Here is a 21,864-nt window from a genome sequence, read left to right as displayed (position 1 = left end):
GAGTTTTAGTGCTTTTCAGCTGCTAGGTGGAAGGAAATATGTAATGAAACAAAAAAAAAATGTAATCAACTGAATTTCTCGAAAAACATTTTCTTGTACGATTCCCCCAAATTAAACAAAAGAGGCATATCTTGTTCGTCAAACAAGTTGCTTGTTATTTGATCAGCGGAGAAAAATTTAACGATCTTGGTTGCAATGATCTCTTTTTTATTGATGCGTATAAAGTCATGCTCAGGCAAAATCTCCATCAACTTATCGAAGCTTATATTTTTCAACAAAATGAACGAACCATCAGCCAAATAAACTGTTTTATCACGGCTGTCTACTTCAGCTATTTGAACATAGTTAATCTGATCGAAATACAATACCGTTTTTCCTTTATTCGTATTAAACTGTGCAAACGAGACAATTTCAGCTTTATTATTGATTATTTGTTCTACTTTCATAATGGCCTGCTGAAGACGTTGCAGAGATATTGGTTTACGCATGTAATCTACAGCATTAATATCAAAAGCATCGCTCGCATATTGTTTATATGCGGTAGAAAACACAATCGGAAAATCCTTGAGTTCTCTGGCTACATCAAATCCATTAAATTCCGGCATTTCAATATCCAGAATACAAAAATCAAAACTTAGTGAACGGTATTCTCTCAACAATGCTGCTGGTTCATTAAAGGTTTTCACCACCTCTACCCCTGGAATTTGCTCACAGAGCATTTTCAAGAACCTCAAGCTTGGTATTTCATCATCCAGAAGAACACATTTCAAACTTCTTTCAATCCGCATACAATCTGATTTGAAGGTGGGCACTATATACATCATTTTCTACAAACCTGCGCAGTTGATGTCTACCTGGATAATACAACATGAGCCGCTCTTCCAACGTTTTGCTGCCTATTCCACTTTTGGCCTTTTGTAGGGGCGAACGTTTTGAAATTCGATTGCTCACAATGAGCTCCAGCAAACCATTCTTAAAGGTCAGCATGATAGAAATAAAAGAATCAGGGCCATGGAAATCTGCATGTTTAAATGCGTTTTCAATTAAATCCACAGACATCAAAGGGACCAATGAAGGTGTATTCAACAAGGAACTATTTAGTTCATCAATATCAAACTTAACGCGTATATCAAATAAGGGACTCAGTTTTACCTTATTAATCTCAATGAGATTACGCGCAAACTCAATCTCTGCTTTAGGTGAAACGAGTTCATCTTCACTTTCATACAAAACGTAGTCCAATACCATAGCCAACTTATCCATGGTGTAATAGGTTTGATAGGCATGTGAAAGTATTCCGTTCAATGAATTTTTAAGCAAGTGGGGATTTAATTGGGCCCGATGGAAATCGTCAATCTTCTGATTGTCCATACGATTAAAAAGCTCCTTTTGTCGTTTATTTTCTACCTCAAGTTTCCTATATTTTTGTCTTAACAAGAGGTACAAACCCGATATTAAAGCAACAATTGCCAGCAATAACAGGATGATTATATTCGAGGTCTCAGTCGTCATGTTCATTTCAAACTTACTTAAAATTTCTATACCAATGAAAACGTCGTATTAGAAAATCCGAAATCCACATATAGACTTGTTCGATTACAATAAAATGAAATCCGGTGTTTTAAAGGCAATCTAACGACTATAAAATTTCCATATATTTATTACAAAAATTAACAGTTTCATTACAATTTAGTCATTTCAAAGCATTAATTTAAGATTATTATCCTTATATTGAGACTATTGTAATTAGCCGATCAAATGATTGTCTACGCTATTTTGGTTAAACCCGCCTGATTTTTAATCAGGCCTAATATGAAACACTATGGAAAAGCTCATTTTCGAAACTAATGCACAACATCCCAGTCTTGTAGACAAAATCAAACAAGCTGTTGAAAAACTGAATGGCATCCACGAATGGAAGATCGACTTGGATTCTATTTATAATCTGTTAACCATAGAAGGCATTCGACTCAACCCAACGGAAATCGAATCAGAACTGGCGCTCCATGGAGTCGAGGCAAGCCGTCTATATGAGGAGTAGAAGTACGACCTTGTATAGCAAATAAAATAAGTTTCCAGGAAGCTATGTGGTTAAAAACACCCGAATTCAATAAGCGTGAGCTTCTTCCAGATAAAATTAAAGCAATCTTATCTGGAAGAAGCATCAAATCTTTTTAATAATCATTGCAGAGGCACCACCGCCACCATTGCATATCGCTGCCAGCCCTACTGATCCCCCCTCCTGTCTTAAGATGCTGCTTAGTGTTACAACAATTCTAGCGCCCGAACATCCCAATGGGTGCCCCAAAGATACCGCTCCTCCATAAACATTTACTTTGTTCATGGGTAAACCCAAAATTTGTGCATTCACCAAAGCCACCACGGAAAAAGCTTCATTATATTCAAAATAATCAATGTCTTCTAGTGTCAATCCCGCTTTTTTTAACACCTTTTCCGTGGCTACACTTGGTGTAGTCGTAAACCATTCCGGAGCCTGTTCAGCATCAGCATAAGCAATAATCTCTGCTAAGGGGACAAGTCCAAGTTCTTCCAATTTCTCGCCAGATATGAGCAGCACCGCAGCAGCCCCATCACTTATTGTCGATGCATTTGCGGCAGTTACAGTCCCCTCTTTTTTAAAGGCAGGCTTAAGCTCGGGTATCTTATCAAAATTGACCTGCGAAAACTCTTCGTCGCGCGAAACGACGACATCTCCTTTACGACTTTGTATCGTTATAGGTTGAACCTCGTTTAAAAACTTATTTTTTTGCCAAGCGTCCAGGCTTCTTTTATAGGAACTTATCGCATAAGCATCCTGTTCTTCACGGCCAATATGATATTTCTCGGCACACAACTCTGCAAACATTCCCATTGCATCATTCGAATAAGCATCGCTCAAACCATCACGTTGTAAACCATCAACCAGACTCTGAGCTCCAAATTTGGCTCCCCAACGCATACTATTCGTATAATATGGCACCCTACTCATGCTCTCCATCCCACCAGCAATCACTATATCAGCATCTCCCAATAGAATGCTTTGCGCAGCAACAGCTATTGCTTTCATTCCACTAGCACATACTTTATTAAGGGTCGTTGCAGCGGTATGATCCGACAAACCTGCTAACCGGGCTACCTGCCGGGCAGGCGCTTGTCCCAAATCAGCTTGCAAAACAGCACCAATAATAATCTCATCCACTATATCGCGGGAAATACCCGCCTCATCAACTACAGCCCCAACAACCTGGGCCGCAAGACTTGGCGCCGAAATAGATGACAAGGCACCACCAAAACTTCCAATTGGTGTGCGTTTCGCTGCAACGATAAATACACTCTTTGACATGATATAAAAAGTTTATAATTGTTCTGCTAAAATTTTGAGGGCTTATTGCTAGCATATCCCCAACAACCCTTCCTAATCTTAAAGATAAAAAATATAACAGATAACCCACAACAAGTCGGTTTTATTTTTTTTATCAAAACAGAATAAATAGAAAAAAAATAATGCAAAAACTTCCCTACTTAACCAATTGAACGAAAAATAAAGAATAAAAATTTGCAAAAAGCCAAGGCTTTTCGTTAAATTCGTTTAGATAACATCCTACTAGATGGTCATTCAAAAGACCGCCTTACATAAGATAACCAAAAGCAAGATAAACGATTATGCAGACAATCAAGTTTACAGCTGAGCATCAGATTTTTCGCGATACACTTCGCGCATTTATTCGAAAAGAAATTACACCTTACGTCGATGATTGGGAAAAACGGGGTGAGATCGACCGAAATGTGTGGAAGAAAATGGGTGATATGGGATTGATGGGACTCAATTATCCAGAAGTGTATGGTGGACTAGAGCTTGATTTTTATTATTCCTTGATACTCTGCGAAGAATTATCGTATTGTTTTTCTGGAGGATTTACCATTTCCGCACTTGTCATTCAGTTTATGTCGGCTCCATACCTACTGAAATATGGATCAGAAGATCTGAAAATACGCTATCTTAAACCAGTTATTGCCGGTGATATGGTCAGTGCTGTTGCTATTACTGAACCCGGGGCTGGTTCTGACGTAAAGCAGATCAAAACAACAGCTGTCCGGGATGGCGATTTTTATATTGTCAATGGATCTAAAACATTTATTACCAACGGTTATTACGGTGATTTCTTCATTACAGCAGTCAAAACTGCTTCTGATCAGGGAACAAAGGGTATAAGCTTATTACTTATTGACAGAAATGCAACTGGGGTCTCGTCAAGCAAAATCAATAAACTAGGCTGGCACGCCTCTGATACCGCCGAGCTAGGGTTTAATAACGTACGAGTCCCTATTTCTCATCTCATCGGCATGGAGGGAGAAGGATTTCGCTATTTAATGGATGGACTTCAATTGGAAAGGCTTACCGCAGCTATCCATAGTCTCGCTACCGCAGAATCCGCATTTCAGTATACACTTGATTATATCGCACAACGTGAAGCCTTTGGAAAAAAAATCCAGGAATTTCAAACAATACGGCACCGAATCGCACAAATGGCAGCAGATATCGCTACCACGAAAGCCTTTGTCTACCATTGTTGTGATCTCCAGGACCAAAACGAATATGCAGTCCAAGAATGTTCCATAGCGAAGCTACAAGCAAGTGAGCTCGCCGTCAATGTCGTAAACCAATGTCTCCAATTATTTGGTGGTTATGGGTTTACAGAAGATTATAAAATCGCACGTTTATATCGCGATGTCCGTGTCGGCACCATTATCGGGGGAACCTCAGAAATCATGCTTGAAATTATCGCGAAAATGACAATAGATCATGTGACTTATCAATCAGGAAAGTCCAAACAATAGAACGCTTTTTAAAAATTATCACCAAGTACAATGGATGAAAATAAATCTTATATGACCCACACGCTCTTTCGTGTAGAACAGGATAATCATCACATCATTACAATCCATCCGCTATCGACAGCAGCTCCCGAGCAATTGGATATTATAGACTATCTCACGCAATTTGTTGATTTGGTTACGTTCATTCTCGAACAGGAAGATACCATAGGTGTCGTATACAGCTGCCCGATTCAAGACAAAGAAATCGAATATACGCAATTATTTGAGCAGTTTTCTTCAAGCCGCTCAAGACCTTCTGACTTATACAAGCTTACATCAAAAGTATTGCATTGGGAAACGTTTAAAAAACCCATTGTATCTATTATTTCAGACAATTGTACAGCTATTGCCCTAGCGACCATGCTATGGTCTAATTGTCGTATCGCCTCCGAAAAACTTCAGTTTGGCTTTCCGGAGAGTAAGTATGGCTTGTTTACAGCTTTTGGTACAACGATCTATTTACCAGCATTGATAGGTACTGAAAATGCCCTAAATCTGCTGACAAAAAGCAAACTTCTGAGCAGTGAAGAAGCGTATAAACTTGGGTTAATCAATGAATTGGCGCAGAAGCCCAGCGACAGCCTATCATTAGCAATAAACTGGATACTTAATCTACCCACTACCAATGCTGGCCATCACACAGAACAAACTGACGAACTGAATCCTGAAGCAATTCTTGCTATCCAAAAAAAAGCACGCGGTTTGTACCCCGGCACAAACGCAGTTATTGAATTATTAAGAAAAAACCCGTCATCTACAGCGGTTGAAGCTAGTGAAAGAGAAGCAATTTTATACCTGGAAGTCTTCAATTGCCCCGAACCACTCAGCATGGTCCGTACACTTCACTATGCTGTCAAATTGGCAAAATCACCCGATAGAATAAAACATCTCGACAACTATAAGTTAAATAAAATAGGTGTACTAGGTGCTGGGATGATGGGCTCGGGGATTGCTTATGAGGCCGCCCGAGCAGGAATAGAAGTTGCTTTAAAAGACGTTACACTTCCCCAAGCCGAACGGGGCAAAGCCTATTCTAGCCATGTTTGTGAAAAATCATTGGCTTTAGGGGCCATGAACCCATCACAACGGGAGCAATTGCTTGCACGCATAAAACCAACTGACCAAGTCGATGACCTTAATGGATCTGACTGCATTATAGAAGCTGTATTTGAAGATTTCCACCTAAAAGCTGAGGTCACAAAAGAAAGCCTACCCTATTTAAACCAAAATGGCTTTTTCGCTACAAATACCACTTCATTGCCTATTACTGAGCTTGCTAAAGCAAGCAATGATCCTAAAAAATTTATAGGAATGCATTTCTTTTCGCCTGTTGACCGCATGCCCCTTGTCGAAATCATCTGCGGTAAACAAACCGAGCAAAAAACCTTAGAGAAAGCACTTATCACAGCTTTACGCCTCAATAAAATTCCAATAGTCGTGCAGGATGGTCCGGGTTTTTTCACCTCGCGTATTTTCTTCAATTATTTACTCGAAGGTATTACAATGGTACTGGAAGGCATCTCACCGACACTGGTCGAAGAGGAAGCGATGGCTGCAGGATTTGCCGTGGGCCCATTGGCAGTATTGGATGAGATATCATTGGAATTGATGCTACACGTTTATGATCAATTACCCGGTCTGCATGCCAGCCAAAAACGCGCATATACCTACCTCAAAGGAATGGTCGATCAGGAACGAAAAGGAAAAAAATCGGGCGCTGGATTTTACGATTATGACGTTGAAACCAAAAAGAAAACCATTTGGAAAAACCCTGTAATTGCATCTGCAAAGGAAAATGTAACACCTTCAATTATCCGGAAACGTTTGTTGCATGTCATGGCATTGGATAGCTATCGATGTCTCGCAGAAGGCGTACTCAACCAACCCATCGATGGCGATATTGGTTCTATTTTAGGTGTAGGGTATGCATCCTATACAGGTGGAGTATTTGGACATATCGACCGTACAACGCTTCCTACTTTCATTGCTGAATGCGAAGACTTTCAGGCCAAAGGTGAGCAATGGGATATACCAGAATCTTTAAGAGAACTGGCAAAAAAGAATTTCAAATTTTACAGTGATTTTGACTCAAATTGGCGATAGATTAGTCAATCTATGTTCTTTCGTCTAAAGAAGCGTACATAAGCTGTTTAAGTGCACTAAAGTATCAGGTAATCATAAAAACAACAAAACAAAAGGTTGCGACCTTAAAAAGAATATTCGGTATAGTTAACGCTGTAATAGAAACGAAAGCAGGGGTGACAAAACAAATAGTTTGATCACCCCGCCTCTCTATATCATTAGCGCACAAACAGATCCATCAGCTGCGAGACATCCTGTTCGAGAAAAGTATCGTAGTCCAAAGTAACTGTAAGTATTTCCTTTTGCTGTTTTTCAGAAAATACCCGAGCAAGATTTGTTTTGTATTTTTCGATTAATTTAGGAATTCCCTCCGCCCTCCTTCTTGGATGACCTATCGGATATTCAACGACCAATTCAGGCAATATTGTACCGTCAACCAGTTCTATTGTCAAAGCATTTGATATGGCACGTTTCTGTGGGTCGTGATAGTCAGCGGTGAATTGAGCATCTTCCACGCAGGAGATCTTATCGCGCAGTACATCAATTCTTGGATCCGAAGCGATATAATTTTCATAGTCATCAGCCGTCAAACGTCCAAAGATTAGAGGCACAGCAACCATATATTGGATACAATGATCGCGGTCGGCAGGATTATGCAAAGGCCCCTTTTTATCAATAATCCGGATAGCCGCTTCATGTGTACGAATGGTTACACGGGCGATATCTGAACTGCTTTTTCCAAATTCTTTCAGTTGTTGATGAAGTTGCATAGCCGCTTCGGCAGCTGTCTGTGCATGGAATTCTGCGGGAAATGAAATTTTGAAGAGAATATTTTCCATCACATAAGATCCATATCCCCGCTGAAACTTAAATGGATTCCCCTTAAAAGACACATCATAAAATCCCCATATTGGTGCTGTCAAAACAGATGGATAGCCCATTTCTCCAGTTTTTGCGATCAAGGCCAATCGGACAGCACGCGAAGTTGCATCGCCGGCTGCCCAAGATTTTCGGCTGCCGGTATTTGGCGCATGCCGATAAGTCCGTAGGGCTTGTCCATCAACAAAAGCCAAAGAAACCGCGTTGAGCAGCTCTTCTCTTGTGAGGCCAATGAGCCTACCTACGACCGCTGTTGAAGCTACCTTCACCAAAATAACATGGTCTAGCCCCACTTTATTAAACGAGTTTTCAAGTGCTAAGACACCTTGTATCTCATGGGCCATAATCATTGCCTCAAGAACCGTCCTAGCTTTCAGCGGTTTTTGCCCATTCGCAATATTCGTTCGGCTCAACCAATCTGCCACTGCTAAAATTCCCCCTAGATTATCGGATGGATGTCCCCATTCCGCTGCCAGCCAGGTATCATTAAAATCCAACCATCGAACAATCGTGCCGATATTGAATGCTGCCTGAACGGGATCCAATTGAAAATCTGTACCCGGCACCCGAGCACCGTTCGGCACAATGGTCCCGGCCACAACTGGCCCCAACAATTTGGTGCAGGCAGGATAGGTCAATGCTTCCAAGCCGCAGCCAATGGTGTCAAGAAAGCAGTAAAACGCCGTATTCCAAGCGACCTTTCCCTCAATTTTATAATTTAGGACATAGTCCACAATGTCCACTAAAACCTGATCCGGTTGTGGTCTTTCATTTGATATTGCTGAACTCATTCGTGTATTTCGTATAAGACTCTCGTTCTATTTATTAATATATTTCGTTTTTTCCTGCGCTAAGTTCTTCCTCAAAGCCCTCTGTTCAAAAGCACCTTTTAACGCCTTTTCCCGATCCAAAATTACCGTTCGGAAAGAGGTACAAACGGTCTGTCCTCAGGACCAACATAGTTTGCACTTGGTCGGATAATTTTTCCATCCTGACGTTGTTCGAAAACATGCGCTGACCAGCCTGTAATACGCGAGAGGACAAATAACGGGGTAAACATCTCTGTTGGAATGCCCATAATATGATAGGACACCGCAGAATACCAGTCCAGGTTCGGAAACATTTTCTTTTCTTCCCACATGACTTTTTCCAACCGCTCAGCGATCAGGTAGAGCGTCATGTCGCCCGCTTCTTCCGACAGCTCTTTTGCCACTTGTTTTATCACTTGATTTCTTGGATCCGAGATTGTGTATACAGGATGGCCAAAACCAATAATGACTTCTTTGTTTGCCAGTCGCTTCCGGATATCCGCTTCCGCCTCATCAGCATTTGCATAACGACTCTGAATTTCGAAAGCAACCTCATTGGCTCCGCCATGCTTAGGTCCACGTAGCGCACCTATCGCACCAGCGATGCAAGAATACATGTCTGATCCTGTACCAGCAATTACCCGAGCTGTGAATGTAGATGCATTAAACTCATGTTCGGCATATAAATTGAGTGAAATCTGCATCGCTCTTACCCAAGAAGACGATGGCGATTTTCCGTGTAGCAGATGCAAAAAATGCCCACCCAACGTTGCATCCGATGTCTCTACCTGCACCTCACGTCCATGCTGACTAAAATGATACCAGTACAGCAGTGCTGAGGCCATTGAAGCCATCAGGCGAGTTGCAATGTCACGGGCACCAGCAATGGGATGACTGTCTTTCTCGGGCGAAACACTGCCGAAAAAAGAAACATAAGTCCGTAAAACATCCATGGCATGTGCCGTCGATGGCAACTGCTTGAGGACCTGTTGAACAGTAATAGGCAGACCACGTTGACTGATCAGCTGACTTTGATAAGTGACGAGCTGGGCCTGTGTTGGTAGACTTCCATAAATAAGTAAATAAGCGACCTCTTCAAAACTTGCCTGATGCGCCAGATCTAAAATATCATAACCCCTATAATGCAGATCATTACCACTTTTTCCGACAGTGCTCAAAGCCGTATTGCCAGCTGCTACACCAGAGAGTGCTACACTTTTTTTGGGCTTAAAACCTGTGCTGTTTGTCTCTTCCATCTGAATATAATTATTTGTTAAACAATTGATCCAATCGATTTTCATAGGCATAATAATCGATACTTCTGTATAACTCTTCTCTCGTCTGCATGTCGTCGATTACATTAAGCTGCCCACCGTCTTCCCGAATGTGACGATAAACAGTTGTAGCCGCTTTATTAGCGGCGCGGAAAGCAGATAGTGGATAAAGGACAATAGAAACATCGGCTTGACGTAGTTCATTCAGGCTAAACAACGGTGTTTGTCCAAATTCGGTGATATTCGCCAAAATGGGAAGGCCAGTTGCCGCACTAAATTGAACGTATTGCTCCAAATGATGTACTGCTTCAGCAAAAATAAAGTCCGCTCCAGCTTCTTTATAAGCCACCGCTCTTTCCAAAGCAAGTTCAAGGCCTTCAGAAGCAAGTGCATCCGTACGTGCACCAATGGCAAAATGCTCGTCCGTTCGTGCATCCACGGCCGCCTTTAGGCGGTCAACCATTTCAGATCGCGAGACGAGCTCTTTCCCAGGCCGGTGACCACAACGTTTAGCCCCCACCTGATCCTCCATGTGAACTGCCGCCGCGCCCACTTTAATTAAAGACTTTATTGTACGTGCCACATTGAATGCCGAAGGACCGAAGCCAGTATCAATATCCACCAGCAAAGGAAGCTTACACACATTTGTAATGCGATCCACATCAATCAAAACATCCTGAAGTGTTGTAATCCCAAGATCTGGAATTCCAAGTGAACCTGCCGCAACACCGCCTCCAGAAAGATAAATAGCTTTAAAACCAGCCTGCTCAGCCAAAAGCGCATGATTAGCATTAATCGCTCCAACAATTTGTAATGGTTTTTCATTCTTGATCGCTTCCTTAAAAAGGAAGCCCGGGGATTTTATCATAATATCGAATTTGAAATTCCAAGCCCTATAGCCTTCTCTAGATACAGGCTACAGCGACTACTTAAGTTTACTTAGTCTGAAGAACTCATTTTTAGGCCCTTCCTCTTAAAGATAGGAATTATCAATGCAATAAAACAAATTATTTTCTACATTCAAGGTAAATCACAGAAGAAAATACGGCTAAAAAACAAAACCAGCATATCCCCAAATTCAAGGGGCCTTGAACTTATGGTTCAAAGCCCCTATCAAAACCCAATTGACTTCATGGATTGCCAATTAGGATCCAATGCTCAAGAAATACTATTTTTCGACAAAATTACGTCCAACAAAGACCCGTTTCGCCTGTCCGCGCGTCACCTCGATTTGGTTTTTCCATTTTTGTTCTTTGGCCGTATTTAACTCAACGCTTTCCAAATCCCGCAGACGTGCAGCCAAGCGCAGCATTGCGATCTCTTTATTCTGCAATTGTGATCTCGTATCCATCACCTGAACACTTATGCCTGTCGGAGCATGCGTCGCTCTAACGCCAGAACTTACTTTATTGACATGCTGTCCACCTGCACCGCTACTTCGCATCGTTTGGAAATATACATCCTTCACATCCAACACCTTTTCCTTTTTACCCGGATGATACGTTTTAACTTCGACAAACCAATTCTTCCGTTTGTGTAAAGGACGAAAAGGGCTTTTACACACCCAGCAGATTGTACCAATCCAATGATCAATCAATTGATCCATATCTTTTCCTCTCAATCTGACAATCAACGAACAAGGAAGTCCATCCACTTCTTCTGTTTCTATTTCCGTGACCTCAACTCCTACTCTACTACATTCAGAAGAGATTCTGTCGACTACCAACCTAACGGCCATATTACATTCCTTAGGACCTCGTCCCGAAGAAATTTGTAAATACCTTTCATTCATAACCTTATTTGTCCATACGTACAATCTTCGGACTGAACGTTCCGAGAACAGTTACCAACTCCTGCTGTAATTTCATCACCCGATGAATATCTTTATACGCACGTGGTGATTCATCCAATGCGCCGCCAATCAATTCCACACCATGTGCTTCCAGATCTTTCAGCATAGCGCTTTTTGTCAAATTATTTTTGCAGGCAGATCTCGACATGACACGCCCAGCTCCATGGGATGCAGACTGTAAACTTAAGGGGTTTCCCGTTCCCTCCACAATGAACCCTGGCGCTGTCATCGAGCCGGGAATCACCCCCAGCACGCCCTTGCCTGCAGGTGTTGCTCCCTTCCGATGAACAATGCATTCCTCCCCATTCACGAATTCCTTCCATGCGAAATTATGATGATTTTCGATCGTTACCACGGGATTACCGCCAAGTGCTTTCGCCAAACGTCGGTGGATGTCTGCATGACAGGCCTGGGCATACTCTCCAGCCAAATTCATTGCCATCCAGTATTCTTGTCCTTCTTGGCTTGCTAAATCCAACCAGGCCAAATGTTGGACATGACGCGGTAATGGACATTGTTGCGCCGCAAGGCTTGTGTAATGCTTAGCGATATTTGTCCCCAAGCCTCGAGAGCCACTATGGGATAAAATCCCCACATACTGTCCTGGATTTATCCCCCATTCCTCCCGCACGGTTTGAAGCTCAACAATGCCCAATTCGACAAAGTGATTTCCACTACCGGAAGTCCCAAATTGTCTGTAAGCTTTACCCAACAGGGATTTTAATAGTGGGATTTCCTGAAATTCAGTTCTACTGAAAACAACATGGTCATGCTTATCACGATGTGTGTCATTTAAACCAAATTTGGTATTTTCCTTCAATATATTTTTCAGTTGGAATTCCCTTCCTTTGAAATAACTACCCGGTAAATCAAATATCGATAGGCTCATCCGACAACCGATATCTACTCCTACACCATAGGGTATAACGGCATTTTCTGTGGCCAGTACTCCGCCGATGGGAAGTCCGTACCCTGTATGTGCATCCGGCATCAGTGCACCTTGCCTTGAAATAGGCAATCTCAGTGCATCATACAACTGTCTTTTTGCCTGCTCATCAATTTCATTTTCACCAAATATGCTAAATGGAGCACAATGTGAATGAAGCTCCTGCATGCGTACTTCAACAGGTTTAACAAGTCCTTCAGAGACCTTTCCCCATATTTTATGCCCCATAAATCGCTCCGGAGCTTCTATCAACTCAGTAAGTTCAAGAAGAATGGTTTCTTTATTTTCCTTCTTTCGATACCTTGTGATCAGCCCTAAAGCTGTATTAACTATATTATTTTGTGGAAAACCTATTTTTACTAGATCTTTTCCCGCTAATTTACTTCCCATTTTTATAAAAAATATAAATAATTAGCCATCAATTTCCTCTTGGAAATCGGCAGCATTGTTGAAAAAATTTCGGGAATATTCTTTTGGGGATTACGATTCTATTAAGCATTTTTTCTTAATGCACAGTCAATTACTCCTATAGAGTCGAACGCACCTGTTTTTCAAAAACGCTGCAGCCCTGAAGAGCTTTGACTATCTAAATAGAAACGAAAATCCGGAAAATTAAAAAGCCCGAATGAACTTCGGCTTTTTCATCTGTATAAATTAGTTTTTCAAAAGAAGTAAAGCGACCTGTTATTCACTCCAGCGGATTGAAGAGACACGATGCACTCCTATTTCGAAAAATATCTTAAATAAAACGAAAAGCACGAAGATTGCTTTCGACAAATCCATTTGCCTTAAAAGCTTGCTGTGTTATTATTCTAGCGACCAACATATCTTTTCGTGTTTAAATTATTAAAATATTATTATCAAGTGCAAATATAAGTAAGTTCAGTTTAAAATAGCAAAATTAGCAAAAATTTAATCCGAGTTAAATGGAAGCGGATCCTTTAACACAAATTTAAAGTCGAGTGTCTTCTCGCCTCTGGTCACTCGAAAATGCATTTCCTTTCCCTCTTCTGATTTAAAAAGATTGTGAATTGACTCCAGGGAAAATGACGATGCAGCTCTACCATTGATCCGTACAACCTTATCTCCGGGTATTAGTCCTGCGATTGCCGCAGGCGAACCATCACGAACAGTCGCAATTTTGTACATATTTCGAAGTACAAAGCGATACTGTACGCTGTTACCCATTCTTACCTCTGTACCGCCATCTTTTTGCAGAACGACAGGTATTTCTTCTTTTTCGTATTTAATACCATCATGTATAATCTCCAAACCACTCATATTCAAATAATAAAAGCGATCAAAATCTTTATTCTTATGAAGATATATCGACTTGTTGGGATAATCGAATACGACCTTAAATCGGCGTAACAACTCGTTTCCAATGGAACCTATTCTTTCGCTCACAAATGTTGCATGCTGTAACGAACTCAATTCAGGATAGGCTACCAGGGGATAGTTCATTGTAAACGGCCCAAGTTCGAGCGATCGGATTCGATTTCTTTTTCCATAAATCTCACCGTTAAACCCCTGCCCAATGTAGTCATCAATAAATGGAGGCTTAATATCAAAATTATTTAACTTTGAAGGAATTAGCATTAAGGCATCGCTATTTCCCATATCAATCAATACGCGACCATCAATAGAAACACTCCCCTGTTTAAAAGCAACCGCAGTATAGGGACGACTATTTAAAATATCCAGCGGCAAACGCTGCATCTTGTCAAGTCCCTTGGGCCGGTTAGCCTTGGCATATAAGGTAATACGATGTTTTTGAAAATCCATTTCTATCATTTGGTTTTCAAAAAAGCGACTTCCCATAATTCCATTAACTTCTACTCCTATCCGGGTAGAGATATCAATATGCGCATTTTGAAGAATATAGATCGGTTGGTCTAAATCTTCATATACCCCAGCAATATTCACCTGATTATGTATGGATAAATAGCCATCCAACCCCTCTTCCCTGCCCAATCCCTGAAATTTATTAACAAAAACAGCGCTATCAATTGACTTTAATGTTTCGCCAAATATCATGGTTTCTTTAACCCCCGTATCCAACAGGAAGTTCATCATATATCCATTTACCTGTACAGGTATAATCACCAGGTTATGTACGAAAAGAAAAGGAATTTTAACATTCTTTTTCCCGTTTAAGACAAACCCTACTTGCCCATGAGTAATGAAAAAACACAGCAGTGCCAGCGATAAAAAAACTGTTTTCATCCAAGTTTATATTTGGTATTTCCAATTTAAACAAGAATATTCAGATTAAAGAACGTTTATAAAAAAAAGCCCATCTTATTACCAATTCTACGGTAGTCAATTTATCTTTCTTATGTACAAGTCTGGGTCAAGATTACACCTTCGTTACCGTTTCTGTGCTATTTTATTGCTGTTTTATTGCTGTTTTATCGTTAAAATACCAAAGAATAAACAAAGAAATACCAAAGAAACACCAAAGAAACGGCAAACGAATACCGAGGAAGGTCTAATGAAAGTAGCTACAATAAGCGAAGAAACACCAAAGAACAAGCAATAGCTGCAGCAACTTAGAATCAAGTAGTGACCAAATTAGATCTTAAGACAGTGCTTATTCAGTGCTTGCTCAGTGATTGTTCAGTGATTATTCAGTACAAATTGAATAAGCACTGACTGATCACTGTCTAAAGATTGATTGAAAATTGTTATTAGATATAAGTTGATATTAGGATGTATCTGTTTTAGTACCTACCTTGATTAGCCATAATCCGGAACTTGAGGCGATCTTCAGGTCAGATGCAGCATAGACGAACAAAAAAAGCCTCTTTACAGTAAGTAAAGAGGCTTTTAGTACCCGGAGCCGGAGTCGAACCGGCACGGTTTCCCACTGGTGTTTGAGACCAGCGCGTCTACCAATTCCGCCATCCGGGCATATCCGTTTGGGATGATGCAAAAGTAGGTTTTTTATTGAAAAGGAGAAAACTTTTTGAACAAATTTTCAATGAAAACCAATATAGAACTGAAATTCAGTCGAATAATTTTTCATTAGTTACTCAAAAAACTTGCTTTAACCGTGATATTAGCTGTTTTTTTTCTTGAGGTTGTATTAAATGCACCGCCAGAAGAGTACTCTTCGTTGTCGTTTTGTCCTGTTATCTGAAAAATTCCGAGATCGGCCTTTACCAGATTACCTAATCCGGCATTCGATTCCTTTGCAATATTTTCTGCACGTTGATGTGCATTTTTTGAAGCCTGTGAAATAAGTTCTAATTTCAGATCCTCTAGCTTGGAGTAATAATAATTGGGGGTGCTGGAGCTAAGTTCTATCCCTTTGGAAATTAATGTCGATATTTCTCGTGACGCATTGTCCACTTTATTTAAGTCTTTGGATTCGACACTTACGGCCTGCGATAATGTATAACCGGAAAAAGTATTATAACCATTCCCCTTTCCATCTGTATGATATTCGAAATCTTTGGCAATATTAACGGCCTCGAAACGGATTTCGTCGGCTTTAACCCCTTGTTGCACTAAAAAATCCCGCACCAAATCACGATCTGTGGCCAGTTGTGCTGAAGCAGCACTCAATTCATAATTCTTTCGGCTAAAAGTAGCACTCCAGTTGACTAGATCAGATTCGAAATCTTTTTTGGCATTACCATTAACAGTGATTGTCTGCGTCGATTTAAACTTATAACGATAAGCTGTACCCAATATCCAGGTGCCAAGCAAGAGCACAGCGCCCATTATAATCGAAATAATAACAGCGGATGATGATTTCATAACCAGTTTTTTATGTTTACGTAACAATGAATATACCAAAAAATCGATGTTTATTTATTTTTTATGAATAAATTGCGACAAAAAGGTTTAAAATATGAATAAGAAAAGTATCTGTATTCCATTTTGTTTTCTGGCAGCATTCGCTGCCCATGCACAAAAGAAACCATTGGATCATACGGTATATGATAGTTGGCAAAGCGTATCATCGCCCTATATCAGTAAATCGGGAAAATTTGTCCTGTTCCAGGTCGTTCCACAAGAAGGCGATAATAAGCTTTTTCTAAAAACCAAAGAAAACAAAGAACTCATTCAAATTCCCCGTGGATATAATGGAAAACTGACAGATACCGAAAACCATCTGCTAAGTTTGGTCAAAGCGCCATTTGCCGTAACCCGAGAAGCCAAAATCAAAAAGAAGAAAGCCGAAGAACTCCCAAAAGATTCATTGGCGATCTACAATTTAACAACTTCATCCCTTGTCAAATTTGCGCAGGTAAAATCCTACAAAATTGCCGATCAAAACAACAATTTCGTCTCTTTTCTTTTCGACAAGGAAATAAATGAGAAATCTGAAACAAAAGCGGTTAATGATGCCACATCAGCAAAGAAAAGCAGCGATAAAAAGAAAAAAACGGTTGCAACGCTTGCTTTATATGATTTAAATTCCGGTGATTCGGTACAATTTTCATCCGTAGATCAATACGAATGGAATAAAAACGGATCAAAAATTGTTTTTTCAAAAAAAACGGATTCGAAAGATAGCCTGTCAAAAGAATCTGGAGTCTACCTCTACGAAATAGCAACTAAAAAGCTTAAAAAAATATCAAATGGAAAAGGCAATTATAAAAATTTCAAATTTGATGAATCAGGCAATCAGCTCGCTTATCTAGGGGATCTCTCCAATGAAAAGGCATTGCTGAAAAATTATAATTTATATTACTATTCAAATGGTATAGATACAGCCCAATATCTTGCAACAAAAACCAGCAATGGTATACCTAAAAACTGGGCTGTTAGCGGGGATGGGGATATCCGTTTCAGCAAAAATGGAGAGAAGTTATTTTTCGGCATAGCACCAATACCGCGTGTTAAAGACACCACTTTGGTTGATTTTGAGCATGCTAAAGTAGACGTTTGGAACTGGCAAGACGATTATTTACAACCCATGCAGTTGGTAAATTTAAAGAAAGACCTTGCAAGAAACTTCTTAGCGGTCACTTACCCCAAATACAACCGTAACATTATCCCCCTGACGGATCAAACATTCAACTCCACCGCACTTACACCGGACGGAAATGAAGAGTATATCTTAGCGCGTACTGATTTTGGCAAGCGCATCGCAAGCCAATGGGAAGGTAGAACAAGAGATGACATCTATCTGGTTTCGACAAAAACAGGAAATAAAGAGTTAATCCTTTCAGACTTTTCGGGAAATGCAATCTTAAGTCCTGACGCAAAATACATCGTATATTTCGACCAAGATAAAGGAACCTGGAATTCCTATCAGGTTAGTTCAAAGAAAAAGACAGTTCTAAACGACGGTATACCTGCGTCCTTTGCGGACGAAGAAAATGATATGCCTACCTCAGCACAAGGATACGGCATGGCAGCATGGAGCCCAGACTTTAAAGGGATTTACGTCAATTCGAGATATGATATCTGGTATTTTAACTTGGACGGTTCCAGCAAATCCATCTTGACGAACGGCTATGGAGCTGCATCACAGACAACTTTCCGCTACTTGCCTTTAAAAAGAGAAGAGGATCGCGAACAAGCCACTACACTTGACTATAAAAAGGGTGGTTTTCTAACGTCTTTTGACAATAAAACCAAAGAGTCTGGTTTCTACCAGTTCAAGGGACAGCATAGCGATCCTAAAAGTCTTTTGGTAGAGGCAAAAGCGTTCAAGAATATCAGCTCTTCTGCAGATCAACAAACGATCCTGTACAGTAAAGAGGATTATATGAATTCACCGAATATCTATACCAATACCATCAAGTTCAAAGACGAATTACAGCTATCCAATATTAACCCCCAACAGGCTAATTACAATTGGGGTACAGCAGAACTTGTTCATTGGACAACGCCTGAAGGAAATCAGGCTGAGGGAATTCTTTATAAACCAGAAAATTTTGATCCTGCAAAAAAATATCCCATTATAGCTTATTTCTATGAAAAGCTTTCCGATGGATTATATACATATCAACCTCCTGCTCCTACGCCATCACGTTTGAACATCCCCTATTTTGTAAGTAACGAATACCTTGTATTTGCACCAAATATAAGCTACAAAACAGGTCACCCTGGTCAATCAGCTGAAGAATACATCAATTCGGGGATGAAATACCTCGCTCAGAATGCATGGGTTGATAGTACGAAGATGGGAATACAGGGTCAAAGTTGGGGCGGCTATCAAGTTGCTCACCTCATTACACGGACCAATATGTATGCTGCAGCTTGGACTGGTGCTCCTGTTGTCAACATGACATCTGCCTATGGCGGAATACGCTGGCAGACCGGTATGTCGCGTCAATTCCAATACGAACATACACAGAGCCGCATCGGAAAAACGCTATGGGAAGCTCCGGAACTGTACATCGAAAATTCACCTTTATTCCATTTAGATAAAGTTAAAACTCCTGTTGTCATTATGGCCAATGACAATGACGGGGCCGTGCCATGGTATCAAGGCATTGAAATGTTTACTGCATTGCGCCGATTAAACAAACCCGTATGGATGCTGAATTATAATGGTGATGAGCATAACCTCATACTCCGACAAAACCGCAAGGATATACAAATTCGCGAGCAGCAATTCTTCGATCATTTCCTAAAAGGTGCCCCCGCCCCTGCCTGGATGAAGAAAGGAGTACCTGCCACCGAAAAAGGAATAGACTGGGGATTTGAATTATAACACAAAACAATAAAAAAGGTGTGATTTATATAAATCACACCTTTTTTATTAGCTAAAAACCATAATTTTTGAATTATTTCACAAAAAACATCAAAAAAAATTTCAGTTTTCAATAAAAACACAATATTTTTGAAAAACAAAATCAACAAAACTGTAATTTAACTACAAAATACAAATGTCGAACCTAAGATTCAAAGCAGTAGAAGCAGCAGGCTCACGCCAAATTGCTTCATTTGAAAAAGTTGAAACTAAAAAAGCAACTGACATCTACGGAAAGAATGTTTTTTCCGTAAACAAAATGAAAGACTACCTTCCTAAAAATTCATACAAGGAGTTAGTTGCATCCATTGAAGAGGGACAGATTATTTCAAGAGATTTGGCGGAACACATTTCACAGGCCATGAAAACTTGGGCACTTAACCACGGCGTTTCTCACTACACACACTGGTTTCAACCGCTAACAGGTTCGACTGCTGAAAAACATGATGCTTTTTTTGAGCCAGACGAAAACGGTGAAGCAATTGAAAAATTTACAGCTGACGCATTAGTTCAACAAGAGCCCGATGCATCTTCTTTCCCAAATGGTGGTATCCGTAACACCTTCGAAGCTAGAGGTTATACAGCTTGGGATCCATCTTCTCCTGCCTTCATTTACGAAACAGGCGCTGGTAAAACATTATGTATTCCAACAGTTTTTGTTTCCTATACTGGTGAATCATTAGACTATAAAGCTCCTTTATTGAAAGCGATCAACGCAGTAGATAAAGCTGCAACAGATGTTGCTCAATATTTTGATAAATCGGTCACTAAAGTAAACGCTTCTCTTGGTATCGAACAAGAGTATTTCTTGGTTGACCTTTCCTTATATAATGCTCGCCCAGATCTTCAGTTAACTGGCCGTACGTTATTTGGCCATATGTCGGCAAAAGGCCAACAATTGGAAGACCACTATTTTGGTGCGATTCCAGAGCGTGTATTAGCTTACATGGTGGATTTGGAAAATGAAGCTTTAAAATTAGGTATTCCTTTAAAGACTCGTCACAACGAAGTTGCACCTTCTCAATTTGAATGTGCTCCAATGTACGAAGAAATCAACTTGGCTATCGATCACAACCAATTGTTGATGAATGTCATGGAACAAGTTGCTTTAAGACACAACTTCAAAGTATTGTTGCATGAAAAACCATACTCCGGTGTCAACGGATCTGGTAAACACAACAACTGGTCTTTAATCACAAATACCGGTGTAAATTTATTATCTCCTGGAAAAACGCCTAAAAACAATTTGATGTTCTTGACTTTCTTTGTCAACACCATTAAAGCTGTTTATGAATATGCTGATTTGATGCGCGCTTCTATCGCTAGTGCAAGCAACGATCACCGCCTAGGTGCAAATGAGGCTCCACCAGCAATTATTTCAATTTTCTTAGGCTCTCAATTGGATGAGCTTTTGGAAGAAGTTGAATCTGCTCGTGTTGCTAAAAAAGTAAAAGCAGAGGCAAACTTATGGCATGGTATCCCTAAAGTTCCTGAGTTAAAATTGGACAATACAGACCGGAACCGTACCTCACCATTTGCTTTTACTGGTAACAAGTTTGAATTCCGTGCTGTTGGTTCTTCTGCAAACTCTGCTTTACCGATGACTGTGTTGAATGCAATCGTTGCAGCACAATTGATCGAGTTCAAAACGGAAGTAGATAAACAAATCAAAAAAGGCATTAAAAAGGATCTTGCGATCTTAAATGTTGTCCGCAAATACATCAAAGATTCAAAAGCAATCCGTTTCGAAGGCAATGGATATAGCGAAGAGTGGGAAAAAGAAGCTGAGGCACGTGGTCTTTCTAACATCAAATCTACGCCTAAAGCATTAGATGTTTATGTAAAAGAAGAATCTTTAGCCCTGTTTGAATCACTAGGTATTTATACTAAACGTGAATCAGAAGCTCGCCACGAAATCTTGCTTGAAAACTTCTATAAAAAATTACAAATTGAGGCGCGTGTCATCGAAGAGATGGTTAACAACCAAATTGCTCCTGCATGTTTCATTTATCAAAACGAATTGATTGAAAATGTCAAAGGATTGAAAGACCTTGGTCTAGCGCAGGCGGCGTTCAGCTCTCAATTGAACTTTGTAGAACGTATTTCAACACACGTAAATACCATTCTGGAGCAAGCTGAAGCAATGCGTCAGGAACGTAAAAAAGCAAACCAAATTGATGACGTACGTGAAAGATCAATCGCTTACGATGAATCGGTTAAACCATATTTCGATGTGATCCGTTATCATGTCAACAAATTGGAGAAAATTGTTGATGACAAAAAATGGCCTCTTCCAAAATTGAGAGAGATCTTATTTTTAAGTTAAGATAACTTCCCTAAAACAAAAAGAGCCTGCGATATCGCAGGCTCTTTTTGTTTTAGGGAAACCTTCGCTATCTCTCGCTCCTTCTCTCCCCATACAACAG

General features: G+C 40.3%; 15 protein-coding genes and 1 tRNA gene. 5 read left to right on the top strand and 11 right to left on the bottom strand.

Translation table 11 applies throughout. The annotated features are described in order from the left end of the window. Nucleotides 1-65 precede the first annotated feature (65 nt). Both IQ31_RS03455 and IQ31_RS03450 read right to left on the bottom strand, forming a co-directional pair. Nucleotides 66-788 carry a LytR/AlgR family response regulator transcription factor gene (locus IQ31_RS03455; RefSeq protein ID WP_075993168.1) on the bottom strand — a complete coding sequence of 241 codons (723 nt, stop codon included), beginning with the start codon at nucleotides 786-788 and terminating at the stop codon, nucleotides 66-68. Further along, a complete protein-coding gene (locus IQ31_RS03450; protein ID WP_120332790.1) occupies nucleotides 778-1,518 on the bottom strand; it encodes a histidine kinase in 741 nt (246 codons plus the stop codon). The genes IQ31_RS03455 and IQ31_RS03450 overlap by 11 nt, the downstream gene beginning before the upstream one ends. A 304-nt stretch (nucleotides 1,519-1,822) precedes the next feature. Between IQ31_RS03450 and IQ31_RS03445 the strand changes: the two genes are divergently transcribed. Continuing rightward, entirely contained in the window at nucleotides 1,823-2,041 is a 219-nt protein-coding gene (locus IQ31_RS03445; protein ID WP_046672939.1) for a hypothetical protein, read from the top strand. Nucleotides 2,042-2,164: 123 nt separating this feature from the next. Here IQ31_RS03445 and IQ31_RS03440 read toward each other — a convergent pair whose 3' ends face one another. Continuing rightward, entirely contained in the window at nucleotides 2,165-3,343 is a 1,179-nt protein-coding gene (locus tag IQ31_RS03440) for a thiolase family protein (protein WP_088162024.1), read from the bottom strand. Nucleotides 3,344-3,663: 320 nt separating this feature from the next. Between IQ31_RS03440 and IQ31_RS03435 the strand changes: the two genes are divergently transcribed. Next, nucleotides 3,664-4,839, top strand: coding sequence for an acyl-CoA dehydrogenase family protein (locus IQ31_RS03435; protein WP_075993171.1), 1,176 nt, complete (start codon nucleotides 3,664-3,666; stop codon nucleotides 4,837-4,839). 30 nt (nucleotides 4,840-4,869) lie between these two features. Further along, a complete protein-coding gene (locus tag IQ31_RS03430) occupies nucleotides 4,870-6,981 on the top strand; it encodes a 3-hydroxyacyl-CoA dehydrogenase NAD-binding domain-containing protein (protein ID WP_145327107.1) in 2,112 nt (703 codons plus the stop codon). Nucleotides 6,982-7,178: 197 nt separating this feature from the next. Here IQ31_RS03430 and IQ31_RS03425 read toward each other — a convergent pair whose 3' ends face one another. From IQ31_RS03425 to IQ31_RS03390, 8 genes are all read right to left on the bottom strand, one after another. Beyond that, entirely contained in the window at nucleotides 7,179-8,630 is a 1,452-nt protein-coding gene (locus IQ31_RS03425; RefSeq protein ID WP_145327106.1) for a bifunctional 2-methylcitrate dehydratase/aconitate hydratase, read from the bottom strand. A gap of 122 nt (nucleotides 8,631-8,752) precedes the next feature. Continuing rightward, nucleotides 8,753-9,904: a bifunctional 2-methylcitrate synthase/citrate synthase gene (prpC, locus tag IQ31_RS03420; RefSeq protein ID WP_145327105.1), complete on the bottom strand. Its 1,152-nt coding sequence runs from the start codon at nucleotides 9,902-9,904 to the stop codon at nucleotides 8,753-8,755. A gap of 10 nt (nucleotides 9,905-9,914) precedes the next feature. Further along, nucleotides 9,915-10,790 (bottom strand): methylisocitrate lyase, encoded by an 876-nt coding sequence (prpB, locus tag IQ31_RS03415; protein ID WP_145327104.1) that lies wholly within the window; start codon nucleotides 10,788-10,790, stop codon nucleotides 9,915-9,917. 300 nt (nucleotides 10,791-11,090) lie between these two features. Then, complete coding sequence (gene prfH / locus IQ31_RS03410) at nucleotides 11,091-11,714, bottom strand: peptide chain release factor H (protein WP_145327103.1); 624 nt, start codon at nucleotides 11,712-11,714, stop codon at nucleotides 11,091-11,093. Between the two features lie 4 nt (nucleotides 11,715-11,718). Continuing rightward, a complete protein-coding gene (locus IQ31_RS03405) occupies nucleotides 11,719-13,110 on the bottom strand; it encodes an RtcB family protein (RefSeq protein ID WP_145327102.1) in 1,392 nt (463 codons plus the stop codon). 522 nt (nucleotides 13,111-13,632) lie between these two features. Beyond that, nucleotides 13,633-14,946 (bottom strand): PDZ domain-containing protein, encoded by a 1,314-nt coding sequence (locus tag IQ31_RS03400; protein WP_088162029.1) that lies wholly within the window; start codon nucleotides 14,944-14,946, stop codon nucleotides 13,633-13,635. A gap of 607 nt (nucleotides 14,947-15,553) precedes the next feature. After that, nucleotides 15,554-15,633, bottom strand: a tRNA-Leu gene (locus IQ31_RS03395). Between the two features lie 114 nt (nucleotides 15,634-15,747). Continuing rightward, the gene (locus IQ31_RS03390; RefSeq protein WP_145327101.1) at nucleotides 15,748-16,485 is read right to left on the bottom strand and encodes an SIMPL domain-containing protein; all 738 of its coding nucleotides are present in this window, start codon (nucleotides 16,483-16,485) and stop codon (nucleotides 15,748-15,750) included. A gap of 94 nt (nucleotides 16,486-16,579) precedes the next feature. On the opposite strand from IQ31_RS03390, the gene IQ31_RS03385 reads away from it, so the two are divergent. Together IQ31_RS03385 and IQ31_RS03380 are read left to right on the top strand one after the other, a co-directional pair. Continuing rightward, nucleotides 16,580-19,399, top strand: a complete 2,820-nt coding sequence (locus IQ31_RS03385; RefSeq protein WP_088162031.1) for a S9 family peptidase — start codon at nucleotides 16,580-16,582, stop codon at nucleotides 19,397-19,399. 175 nt (nucleotides 19,400-19,574) lie between these two features. Continuing rightward, complete coding sequence (locus IQ31_RS03380) at nucleotides 19,575-21,764, top strand: glutamine synthetase III family protein (RefSeq protein WP_088162032.1); 2,190 nt, start codon at nucleotides 19,575-19,577, stop codon at nucleotides 21,762-21,764. The last annotated feature ends 100 nt before the right edge of the window (nucleotides 21,765-21,864 follow it).

Source organism: Sphingobacterium siyangense, from assembly GCF_007830445.1.
Classification (GTDB): Bacteria; Bacteroidota; Bacteroidia; order Sphingobacteriales; family Sphingobacteriaceae; genus Sphingobacterium; species Sphingobacterium siyangense.
Note: the sequence above shows the minus strand (reverse complement) of the source record. Positions and strands in the feature narration are given on the sequence as shown.